The sequence below is a fragment of the Psychromonas sp. MB-3u-54 genome (assembly GCF_002836415.1).
Taxonomy (GTDB): Bacteria; Pseudomonadota; Gammaproteobacteria; order Enterobacterales; family Psychromonadaceae; genus Psychromonas.
On sequence record NZ_PJBP01000148.1, the window covers coordinates 1 to 11218 of the forward strand.

At 34.7% G+C, this 11218-nt stretch carries 14 protein-coding genes; 8 read left to right on the plus strand and 6 right to left on the minus strand.

The window, feature by feature from the left end; all coding sequences use genetic code 11:
• The first annotated feature begins 123 nt into the window (after positions 1 to 123).
• Together CXF72_RS11205 and CXF72_RS11210 are read left to right on the plus strand one after the other, a co-directional pair.
• Positions 124 to 360 carry an MbcA/ParS/Xre antitoxin family protein gene (locus tag CXF72_RS11205; protein ID WP_101039111.1) on the plus strand — a complete coding sequence of 79 codons (237 nt, stop codon included), beginning with the start codon at positions 124 to 126 and terminating at the stop codon, positions 358 to 360.
• Between the two features lie 261 nt (positions 361 to 621).
• Positions 622 to 831, plus strand: a complete 210-nt coding sequence (locus CXF72_RS11210; RefSeq protein WP_011771349.1) for a cold-shock protein — start codon at positions 622 to 624, stop codon at positions 829 to 831.
• A 109-nt stretch (positions 832 to 940) separates the two neighbouring features.
• Here CXF72_RS11210 and CXF72_RS11215 read toward each other — a convergent pair whose 3' ends face one another.
• Positions 941 to 1900 (minus strand): IS1595 family transposase, encoded by a 960-nt coding sequence (locus tag CXF72_RS11215; protein ID WP_101039112.1) that lies wholly within the window; start codon positions 1898 to 1900, stop codon positions 941 to 943.
• A gap of 236 nt (positions 1901 to 2136) precedes the next feature.
• A complete protein-coding gene (locus tag CXF72_RS11220; protein WP_101039113.1) occupies positions 2137 to 3627 on the minus strand; it encodes a leucine-rich repeat domain-containing protein in 1491 nt (496 codons plus the stop codon).
• A gap of 383 nt (positions 3628 to 4010) precedes the next feature.
• Between CXF72_RS11220 and CXF72_RS20265 the strand changes: the two genes are divergently transcribed.
• Positions 4011 to 4082 carry a hypothetical protein gene (locus tag CXF72_RS20265; RefSeq protein ID WP_442966044.1) on the plus strand — a complete coding sequence of 24 codons (72 nt, stop codon included), beginning with the start codon at positions 4011 to 4013 and terminating at the stop codon, positions 4080 to 4082.
• Positions 4066 to 4269 carry a hypothetical protein gene (locus CXF72_RS11230; RefSeq protein ID WP_198552574.1) on the plus strand — a complete coding sequence of 68 codons (204 nt, stop codon included), beginning with the start codon at positions 4066 to 4068 and terminating at the stop codon, positions 4267 to 4269. Before CXF72_RS20265 ends, CXF72_RS11230 begins: the two co-directional genes overlap by 17 nt.
• A gap of 63 nt (positions 4270 to 4332) precedes the next feature.
• Here the strand turns inward: CXF72_RS11230 and CXF72_RS11235 are convergent, their stop codons facing one another.
• Both CXF72_RS11235 and CXF72_RS11240 read right to left on the minus strand, forming a co-directional pair.
• Complete coding sequence (locus CXF72_RS11235; RefSeq protein WP_101039114.1) at positions 4333 to 4551, minus strand: hypothetical protein; 219 nt, start codon at positions 4549 to 4551, stop codon at positions 4333 to 4335.
• A 124-nt stretch (positions 4552 to 4675) separates the two neighbouring features.
• Positions 4676 to 5518, minus strand: a complete 843-nt coding sequence (locus CXF72_RS11240) for a hypothetical protein (RefSeq protein ID WP_101039115.1) — start codon at positions 5516 to 5518, stop codon at positions 4676 to 4678.
• Positions 5519 to 6448: 930 nt separating this feature from the next.
• Here CXF72_RS11240 and CXF72_RS11245 point away from each other — a divergent pair.
• The 4 genes from CXF72_RS11245 (at position 6449) to CXF72_RS11260 (ending at position 10177) form a co-directional block, all read left to right on the plus strand.
• A complete protein-coding gene (locus CXF72_RS11245) occupies positions 6449 to 7474 on the plus strand; it encodes a helix-turn-helix domain-containing protein (RefSeq protein WP_101039116.1) in 1026 nt (341 codons plus the stop codon).
• 19 nt (positions 7475 to 7493) lie between these two features.
• Positions 7494 to 8444, plus strand: a complete 951-nt coding sequence (locus CXF72_RS11250) for an IS1595 family transposase (RefSeq protein ID WP_101039117.1) — start codon at positions 7494 to 7496, stop codon at positions 8442 to 8444.
• Positions 8445 to 8515: 71 nt separating this feature from the next.
• The gene (locus tag CXF72_RS11255; protein ID WP_101039118.1) at positions 8516 to 9250 is read left to right on the plus strand and encodes a hypothetical protein; all 735 of its coding nucleotides are present in this window, start codon (positions 8516 to 8518) and stop codon (positions 9248 to 9250) included.
• A 15-nt stretch (positions 9251 to 9265) separates the two neighbouring features.
• Complete coding sequence (locus tag CXF72_RS11260) at positions 9266 to 10177, plus strand: NYN domain-containing protein (protein ID WP_101039119.1); 912 nt, start codon at positions 9266 to 9268, stop codon at positions 10175 to 10177.
• Positions 10178 to 10560: 383 nt separating this feature from the next.
• Here the strand turns inward: CXF72_RS11260 and CXF72_RS20270 are convergent, their stop codons facing one another.
• Positions 10561 to 10725: a phage integrase N-terminal SAM-like domain-containing protein gene (locus CXF72_RS20270; protein WP_442966043.1), complete on the minus strand. Its 165-nt coding sequence runs from the start codon at positions 10723 to 10725 to the stop codon at positions 10561 to 10563.
• Between the two features lie 9 nt (positions 10726 to 10734).
• Positions 10735 to 11218, minus strand: a 484-nt coding sequence (locus tag CXF72_RS11270; protein ID WP_157823244.1) for an IS66 family transposase, incomplete at its 5' end; no start/stop codon positions are given.

Below are 11218 nucleotides of genomic sequence, written 5' to 3' on the forward strand. Positions count from 1 at the left end.
AGATAAATAGCTTAAATGTTCCATCTTTCTCCCTAAAACCAAAGCGTTGTTGATTGAATTGGGGAAAGTAGCTAAGCCCCCCAAAAAAACACCAGCAGAGGAGTTCTAAAGTGAGGGGATCTTATGGGATGTAGTGATGAAATATTCGACTTTCTTTTAAAACAGCATAGTGAAAAAGAAGTTGAACCGCTGATTTTATGCATCGCTGTATATGCCGATCCGCATTTTGCTAATATAGAAACCTTTGAGTCTTGGTGGAATATTGAAAATTTAGCGTTAGGAGGAAAAAAACCAAAGGTGCTAGCGAAAACAAAAAGTGGCATAGAGCAAGTAATGCAATACCTCGTGCAGCTCGAATGACAAGCCAGTTAGATCGCACATGATACTGGTTATGTTAAGTAGATGTTTTAAGCTAAATTAGTTCATTTATCAAGCAACCATTGACTTTTATTGTAGATTCTTTAAAATGCCCCTCAGCAAGAAAGAAAGCCTTTTTTTTACATTCTCCGTTACGTTGTTTTATTGATAATACCTCGCTCTGTAGTTTTTAAGTTCCAGTCTGTTTTTACGCTATTCAAGCCTTTTGAAGGCAATCTCACATTAAAATTACAGGATATTATTATGTCTAATAAAGAACAAGGAACCGTTAAATGGTTCAACGAAGCAAAAGGTTTTGGTTTTATCGAGCAAGCATCTGGTCCAGATGTATTTGTTCACTTTAGTGCTATTGCAAGCGAAGGTTTTAAAACCTTAGCTGAAGGCCAAAAAGTAGAATTCACTGTAAGCCAAGGTCAAAAAGGCCCGCAAGCAGACAGTGTCGTAGGGCTTTAATTTCTATGATCTTTTAGCTCCCATACAGAGCTAATTTAATATTAAAAAAATGGTAAACCTTTGCGGGTTTGCCATTTTTTTTGTTCATTTTAAAAGGCTCTGTTCCATTTTATTGTTGTCCCCCATATGCAAATTGTAAAATTTGCTGAGAATTAAGCTTTGAGTGACTTTCCCTAAACCAAGCTAGATAATGAGGTAAATACTTTGTCGCAACGCCTCGCATTTTTACATCAATCCAACCTTTAAAGTGAGCAATCGCGCCATTCACAGTTTGAATATGATAAATTTTATCTATTACTCTATTTTTACCACTTATCAATCGCTTATGGTCGCAATGTGTCGTTTTAGCAATATTGACATATGCCCATGCCCCATCACTGCATAAAACAGAATTTTCTATGATGTGTGGCGCCAAGTGCAATTTTATTTCAGAGGCAGTATCATTCGATAATACGGCATCAATCATATGGTTACTACTATCTGTAGATAATAGAACGGCTACTTGTCCTTCCTTCGTTCTCTTATCTACATTGCCACCTCGCTTCCTAGCTACTCGCTTTGTTGTTAATTTTTTAGCACCTTTTTCAGAGTACGCAAGGAAAAATTCATCAACCTCAATAATGCCTGATAGCTTGTCTGCATATTTACCTGATTGAGCCATCAGAAAACGATGTCGCCATAAAAATGCCGTTTTAAGGTTAATATTGCAAATGGATGCGGCTTCTCGTAGCGTTAGTTTCAATTCCATACAGCCTGCATATTTTTCCCAAATATGACACTTACGCAGCTTAGCTAAAGGTGTGTTTGTCTTGTTATTAAAGGTTTTTTGGCAGTTTTTACAATAATATCTTTGTGTCTCTCCGGCTCTACCCCATTTTTTAAAATGTGAAGAATGACAATGAGGACATTGAGATAAATTATTAAATAGAGACTGAAACAACTCATTGACAGTAATTTCCGTCTGCGTTGCTTGAATTGAACGGTGAACAACCTCTCTTTGGGCTGGTGTCATCGCTAATAATGTGTCAGTTATCTGGTTAAGTTGATTGACGAATGATTTAGTGTCCATAGCCTTTACCTTCAATAAGTTATGCTTATTTATAAGTATAGACAACAATCATTTGGAACAGAGCCTTTTAAAATGAGAATGAAATCCAGCTAATATTTTAACAGCCCATATCACCTTCTTCCCGAATTAGTTACAGTGTAACTAATAGATAAAAACAAAAAAGGCCACCGTTTGGGTAGTCTTTGAGTTGTTCATGTCTCAGGTGTTATGGTAAATATTGAAAGCGATGACAGAGGTCACCTCCATAAACCGAACGTTAATTGAGTTAAGTTATATATCTCTTTTGGTCTCCTTTCTATTAAATCGTTATTGTCTAAATTAAGATGTGTTAGTTGAGTTAGCTTGCCTATTTCTTTTGGTATCTCTGTGAAATTGTTATTGCTTAAATCAAGATGTGTTAGTTGAGTTAGCTTGCCTATTTCTTTTGATATCTCTGTGAAACTGTTATTGCTTAAATCAAGACGTGTTAGTTGAGTTAGCTTGCCTATTTCTTTTGGTATCTCTGTGAGATAGTTAGAGCCTAAATAAAGACGTGCTAGATTAGTTAGCTTGCCTATTTCTTTTGGTATCTCTGTAAGACGGTTATTGCTTAAACCAAGATTGTATAGTTGAGTTAGCTTGCCTATTTCTTTTGGTATCTCTGTGAAACTGTTATTGCTTAAACCAAGATGTGTTAGCTGAGTTAGTTTGCCTATTTCTTTTGGTATCTCTTTGAAATTGTTGTTGTTTAAAGTAAGGCGTGCTAGATTAATTAGCTTGTCTATTTCTTTTGGTATCTCTGTGAAACTGTTATTACCTAAATGAAGTTCGTATAATTGAGTTAAGTTGATTATTTCTTTTGGTATCTCTGTAAGACGGTTATTACTTAAAGCAAGACTTATTAGCTGAGTTAGCTTGTCTATTTCTTTTGATATCTCTGTAAGACGGTTATTGCTTAAACGAAGATGTGTTAGCTGAGTTAGCTTGCCTATTTCTTTTGGTATCTCTGTGAGAAAGTTATCGTCTAAGTCAATACATTCTAATTGAGTTAGCTTACCTATTTCTTTTGGTATTTCTATGAGAGAGCAAGAGTATAAATCAATGTCTTGTAGTTGAATTAAATCATTCAAAACTCTTGGAAAGGTGTCGTAATGTATACAGTTTTTATCAACCCATTCCAATAATATGGCTACCCACACTTGATCTTTTTTATCTTCTATAGCTTCTACTTTAGCGCTTTGCATTAGATGGCAGAGGTTTAGTACTTCACTACCGTACAGGTCAACTTTATCACTGAGACATTTGATGTCATTACCTGCGTTATCCAATCTCTCTAAGAATATATCGGCCAATGCTGGACTCTTTCCTATTGCATTTATTAAGGCTATTTCTTTATTACTCGCTCGGATGATATTTTCTTTAAGGACATCTATCTTGGCTATTACAATCTCTTTTGTTGCTTCTATTTGAACGATAGTAATCTTCGTAGTTCCATCAATTCTAGCCAACTCCTCAGCATGGCGATATGACTCAATTTGAACTAATACTATTTGTGCTTCCATTCGGTATTCATGATCTAATGTTTTATCGTTTGCTATATCAGTAATCCGACTTTTAACGCGTTCTTGTTCTTCACTAGAAGCACTTTGAAATTCCTCATCTTTAAATGGGTTAAATGATTTTAATGCATCTATAGCTACTGACCCTATAGCTTTCCCTACAGACGATATAATACTTAAAAATCCCATATTAACTATTCCTATTGTATTAGTTAGACAATTAGTAGATAACTGAATGCGTGACAAAAGTTAACTAAAACGCTAAGTTTTTCATATTGTTGAAATTATAACAATCTTTTATGGGTGGTCATAATTTTGAGTGGCTCATTGAAATCCCCTTCCTTCATCAGATTTTTTGATCTAGCAAATACAAAAAAGCCACCGATTGGGTTAATGCCAATCAGTTAAGAAAAATCTATTGATTTTTAGCTGAATGAGATAAAAATCCGATCCACTCAAAACATCGGATTTTTATGCAACTATCAACAGCACTTTCCCAAATATCACTGAATAATTTCACCTAATTTACAGGTCTTAATGAACTATTATCACCAGAGTTAGTTGCTGATGCATTGTCTCAAACGGGTGTGGCTACGATTAGAAAGCGTAAGCTTCCATGGTGCATCAATGCATATCATCTATGAGTTAACAATGTTGCCATTTTGTTCGCCTGGAAATATTCCTAAGTATTTAATGAATATAACAAAAAGTGCGGAAAAATTTTTTTTACCAGCAAGGCGAGAGAGGCGTTATCCTCGTGAATTAAAGTGTTCCAAAACGGGTGTTCGCTTAAAAAAAGAAATGCCGCTCACCTTAAGTGAACGGCATTAACCGATTGGGTAGCCTTTTATTAGATAGTCTAATGGGGGGGCAATAAATAAGAGGATAGTGAAGCTAGTTGTTACATTTGCATAAATATTTTTCTGGATCTAGTCCTTTATCTAAATCTATCTCAGCTATTTTGAACTTACCACACTTACTACAAATATACTCTTTCACTGCATCATGTTGATTGTAAATCTCATCTTCGATTTGGAAACCATTTTCCATTGCGTTTTCCATATCTTCTTGTTGTTCAATATCGCTTTGGGTTTCACCAAACATATCGGTCATACGTACCTCTCTAATTTTTTAACTACAAATCCATTCAAGCTATAATCCCAGTTAAGTTGTTATATAAAAATCAGTTCGCAAAATGGAGGGGGGGGGGGTAATCAAGGTAAATATAATGGTTGAATTACAAGAATTCTGTTTGCCTTGATATATCGACTAAAGCCTCATTTATATTTTTTATAATTTCACTGTCTTTACCAGATAAAGCCTTTAAAAAACGATCTTTTACTATTTTTTTGATTACCTCATCGTCCCCTGTTTTATCCAAATATTCTTTACCAACGTATATGATGTTTTTATTGTCTTCACCTTTGATTTTAGTGTTATACATCATTTCTATTGGTTCGTTAGGATAATTAACTTTATGATTTGAAAATGAAAAAACAGCACAATCTTTACTGGTTAGATATTGAGGGAAAGTCTCTATAAAATAATCTTTAGAAAAACAAACATTTCCAGATTTTATTTTAAAGTTATATGAATTACTAATAGTGATGCATTTGAGATCTCTGTTATTTACGTAATCTCTTTTATAAATGACGATCTCTCCAATTTGATTTCCATTATCAAATTCACAAGTTAACCAATAATTTTGACGACTGTGATTTGGTAGTGTTTTTTTAAATGTTCCATTAATCTGAAAATTCTGATTTAGATTGAACTTACAAACTGGTGATGTTTTACTGCTATCGTATTCATTAAATTTTTCAACTACTCCCCTACCTTGATAAATGCAACTATCAGAACCATTCTTATATTTAGTAACAATTAAATCACTTGAATAATTCCCACCTTCATTTGATTTCTGCTCAAAAGACATTTTCTTTATTTGCTTTATATCCTTGATCAGAAACTCCGTGATTTTTTGTTTGCCTTTTTCCATTCCAAAAAAATCATAAATAATAAGGGCAACACGATCACAGAGAGCTTCTGTATTTTTTATATCAATAAAAATATTAATATCCATTTTATTACACCTCAACAACCTTTAATTAACCGTGGCCACTAAACGTAACTATTAATCGGTACGATCAACACAATACAAGGGTAAAGCCTTTTCCTCAAGTTATTTTTAACACGCACCTACAAATCAGGTGCACAAAATTAGTGCTTATGTTAAATGGCCGAGTTTTCTGGTGGAAATGATACTTAGGTCGGAATTTGAGGCGTTAGTTGTTATTTTTGACAGTTAATCCGTTGAAATTAGCTCTATTTCCCCTTGAAAGTTTGTGACTGTTTTTAGTGCGAATTAGTTATAAAAGTGACTGCTTTAGTTTGCGGCTGGTTTAGAGCTGACAGTGGTATTTTTGTCACACTTGTCATCCGAAGGAAAGAGAAAGTACTGATACAGGGTTTATTAGGACGTTGGTGTTATCGAGCTTTAATTCCACTGTCATTAATTAATACTCTATTCGCGACTCCCCTCATTATCTATTCATTATGAATAATACATTATTACTAACGGTATTCTGAATAGCCACTTTAATCGCATTATTCGCAACACAAGGTTAATTTATTAGTTCCGACCTAAGAAGCTGAAATATCAATTATTAGTCTTAAATAATACGGCTCTCCTGTGTTGGGTTTTTTATTCCTATTTATTATTGCTATACCAGCTTTTTAGTTTGTCTGTTTTTGTTTTGGCTTCCGGGGGCGTGTTTTTTTGTGGTTTCTTTCTGTGTGTGGGATTGAGTGCCTCTAGCTGTTTTTTGTGTGGCTTTATGTGCTTTATTTGTTTTTTAACTCTTGGTTTTTAAGCCGGTTTTATTGGTTATTTACCAGTGTTTTACCAGTTAAATAATTTTTTGTTTTTGTTCTGTTGATTATTGATTTATATTTTTTACTGTGTAATCATAATAAAAACAATTACTTACGGCAACTCACTTCAGGCGGGAATATGGATAATAATTTAGATAGAAATTGTATTGAAGAGAATGCAATTAATGAAGCTATAAAAGCAGGGGTTAAGGAGCTTAACGAAGAGAATAAAAAAGAGATGAAGAAATCTTGGTTAACACAAAGGATTAGTGAAGTTGGAGAGGAAACCTTGCTTTATCCAAAAGTTAATGCAGAGACCCATCCATATACCAAGGAAGTTATATTAATAGCTGGTACTCAGGGGTACAAACAGGAGCCAATAAGTAAAATTTGTGGTGTTAGTCAATCTCAGGTTTCACTATGGGAGAGAGGCATAAATCAAGCGACTATAGATCAACTTGGGCCTTTGATCGCTAAGTTAAGTCCTAGGGTTCCTGGAAATGCATTTCATTATAAAACTATCGTTAGTAGAACGTATATCGAACTACCCGATGACTGGGAAAAGGAAATGCTCTTGAATGCGTATTCCACGATTGAAGAGTCCGAGCCAGTTCAATCGTTTATGAATAAATCACCTGCATTAGAAGAGCTTGAAATAGTAGAAAAGAGTTATTATTCTAATCTCAGTTTTTTGAAAGGATACGAAGGCTGTCCTATATCCGAATCAGCACCATCTGATCAGTACGACTATAGTGATACTAGGTTTCTTACTGCATCCCTAAAAAATATAGAGCGGTTTACAAATGATTTTGAAAATATTGAAAAAAGTGTTCTTGGTAATCTCAAAATATCATACGAAAAAGCTAGTTTAGATATAAGTGACAATTTTAAAAAACAAAAAGAAGAAAAAGAGTTGCTTATAAAAAAGATCAATGAAATGAAAGATGATTCTGATAGCGAGTTAAGTGAATATGAAAGCGCGTTGTTAAAAAATGACCAGCAAAGAAGTTCATATTTATTGGACAATAGTGAATTAACCGATTTACCAGAAAATAAATTAAATGAGTTTTTAAATAAAAATTTTCCTTCTCCAGAGAAGCGGAAAGAATATAAAGATATGGCGCTGTTGCAGTTAACTGTGGTCTATACTAATAAGTGCAACTAACTTATTGAGGTATATAACAATGTACACAAAAAAGTTTACCAAGCAGCTCAATAGAATAACTCAAGCATTATTGTCTATGACGCCGGCCCAAAGAGAGGTAGTTCACCAATCAATAACGCGTTCTCAGTCTGAAGTTTCAATCAATGAGCTGATTCAACCCGTTTTCGACCATTCACCACAGTGTCCTCACTGTCATGGAGCACACATTCGCAAATGGGGGAAATCAGGAGAAACTCAGCGTTATAAGTGTGTATCGTGCCAGAAGACCTTCAATAATAAAACAAAAACACCACTTGCTAGATTACGAAAATGCTCGCTATGGCTAGAATACACTAAGTGTATGGTATTGAAGTTAACCTTAAGAGAAGCCGCTGATGTCTGCAAGATTAATCTAAGAACGTCTTTTTTATGGAGACACCGGTTTTTGATAGCACAGTCAAATAATCATTCAGGCAAGTTATCTGGGATTATTGAAGCTGATGAGTTTTTTATGGCTTACTCTGAAAAAGGAGCAAAGAAGTTAAGCAATAATAGAGCGGCAAGGCGTCGTGGAAATGACATAGATAAAAGAAAACGTGGTCAGCAAGTCCCTGTACTACTTTCGGTAGATCGTAGTAACCACATAATCGATAAAGTTTTATCAGCTGATACAGGTGTGCAAATAAGAGAGAATCTATCCCCATATATCACAGAAAACTCGGTGTTATGTAGTGATGGGGCTTGGGCTTATGTCAAAGTAGCAAAAGAACAAAAATGCGATCACAAGCGTTTGATAAATAATAAAAATAGAGTCATTGAAAACATTTATCATATACAGACAGTCAATGGGGTAATATCCAATTTAAAGGCTTGGATCAACGGAAAAATGAAAGGAGTTGCGACGAAGTATTTATCTCATTATCTAGCTTGGAATAGAGAAAGCTATGCAAAGCTTAACAATCAACAAATTTTGCTCGCTGCTTATCGTTGACAACAGTTAACTATAACAGCGCCAAAGATATATATAACGAGGCACTGCAAAACCTTATTCGGGAATACCACTTGAAGTCTAATGCGTCAATTTTAGACGTAATAGAAGCAGTCGATCAGGATATGTCAAATATTGAGCAACACTTTGTTGAAACTAAAGATGCATTAGAAGAAGAATATAACAATGTATTATCAGAAAAAACAATCTTGGGTAAATACAATAAAGCCGCAGAAAAAAAGGTTATTACCTTTAAAAAAGATACGAAGATTGATAATTGTTTTCTTATTAGTGAGTTAGCTAATGAGTTGTATTCTGAAATTAAGCATACATTAACAATACCTATAATTAGAGAAATAAAAGCTTTTAGAAGCGGAGATACAGAGTTTGTTGGTAATGAATCTGGAGATGTAAGTATTGAGCTATCTATGGCCGATATATTTGCAAATTATTGTAAAACTCTAAGTATTAAAACCGATTTAGAAGAAGTTCAAATATGTGGAAAATCTTTACTTAGTATAAAGAATGAAAATTTGAGTGATTCTGATATTGATCGTGTTCAAGATGTATTTGAATGCTACCAGTTATTTAATCAAGGGCTATTATTAAACCATGATTATGACATTGGCGATGATAGGTTAACTTATATATATCCTGCTGATAATGGAGATGAATTATTGCTAGAAATTAAAGAGTGCATGGTGAGACACAATTGGAATGCGTCTTACCAAGCTACTTGTTTGGAAAGCATTAAAATAAAATTATTAGAAAGTGGATACCGTCTAGCCTCTATTCGAAGCATCTATTAACTACAAGGAAGCCTTATGACTAATTTAAATTTTGCAGTTCTTGTTGATGGTGAGAATGCTTCACATAACGATTATCCTCTAATATTAGAGGAAGTAGAAAAATATGGGCTTGTTGCAATTAAGTGGGTTTATGCTGACTGGACCTCCACCCGCCAAAGTGGTTGGAAGGATGTTCTTCACAATACAGCTACAAGTCCTAAACAACAGTTTCATTATGGTAAAGATGCTGCCGATCACGCATTAGTGATGGATGCTATTGAGTTAATCAATAAAAATGCACGTATTAATGCGGTTTGCATCGTTTCTAGCGATGGTGGGTTTTACAGTCTTGCTCAACGCATTCGAGAGCATGGGTTCCATGTGATGGCGATTGGGCAAGAGAATACTCCTGACAGATTCCGTAAAGCTTGCCATAATTTTGTTTATACAACGAATCTTTTAGCTTCAGCTTCTGAGCAATCAACTGATGTTGATTCATTGCTAATTGCAGCTTATAAAAAATGTGCACAAACAAATGAGCCCGTTTATTTAGGTGACTTTGGAAAAATGCTTAAAATATTGGATTCTTCATTTGATCCTCGATCATATAATTGCCTTCGCTTGAAGGAGTTAATCAAAGATAAAGATGATATTTTCACTATTGTTGATGAGCAAGTAGATCGGTGTTTTATCAAGCTGAAGCGGAAAGAATTAACTTCTGGATATAAACTATTAAAAGGCAAAATTCGTATGCTAGAGGGGTTAAATCAATATGGTTTTATTGAAACATCTCATGGAGATTTTCACTTTAGTTCTGAAGAGTTACTCATAGATAAAAAGCACGTTAAAAAAGGCTTAAAAGTTGGTTTTAAAGCTTTTGTTGGAACTGGCACTCCGAAAAACTCTAATGAGCAATGTCCCGCTGCATATCATGTCGTTGCAGGGTAAGTAGTTAACGTAATCATAAATTGGGCTATTTTTACTTTCATTGAAATCGTTAATGTAAGGAGAAAGTAGCCCGTTGTTATGGATTCGGTTTTGGTCTTCCTGAGTTACGTTGGATTTTTAAATGATTCTGAGAATCAAATGGTTACAATTGTCTTCGTTCGAGTTTCATCAAACTGTTGATTTTGGAGTTGATTGAGTATGGCTTCGTGGGCATACTTTGTCTTCGTTTAAATTTAACGGTTACATAATTGTAATGATGGAATTAAAACGAAGACGTTCTGAATAAAACGAAGACAATCTTTTTGCCTATTTAAGATAACTGATTGTATTTAAAAGGAATAGATTGTCTTCGTTTTAGAGAGGATTAAACTTTAATCCTCTGCTTAAGAAAATATCGTTAAATAAATATCTGTATATAACGCAAAATTCTGGGTACTTGAATTCACCTTCTTATTTACCGCCAAATGATTTAAAAACCCTTCTACTTCATGACTCCCCATCTCTTTAGAATGTTTGATATATTGTAAGCGCGCAGTTAAGCAGTGCACTCAGCTAAATCAAGGCTTGAACTGAACATGCCACGGTAATAAATCGCTTAAATCGGCACCTTCTACACGATTAGGCAATTCTTCGAACAGCTTCTGGAAGTAAAAATAAGGGTTAATATCATTGGCCCGGCAGGTCATCACAATACTGTAAAGTACCGCACTGGCTTGGGCCCCTTTGACTGATTGTGCAAACATCCAGTTTTTTCTCCCCGTCGTAAAGGGCCGGATATCGCGCTCAGTAACATTATTATCAATGCCCAATTCACCGTTTTCAACATAGCGTGTTAACGCTTGCCAATAATTCAACGTGTATGATACTGCGGTACCCAGATAGCTTTTCGGAAGCAGGGTTTGTGTTGTTTCATCTAACCATTTTTTAAATTTATCTAAAATAGGTAGGGCTTCTTTTCTCCTTATTTTTTGTCGCTCCTTGGCGGATAATAACTTAGTGCGTTTTTCTATCGCATAAAGTTTTTGAATCGTGCTAATAGCG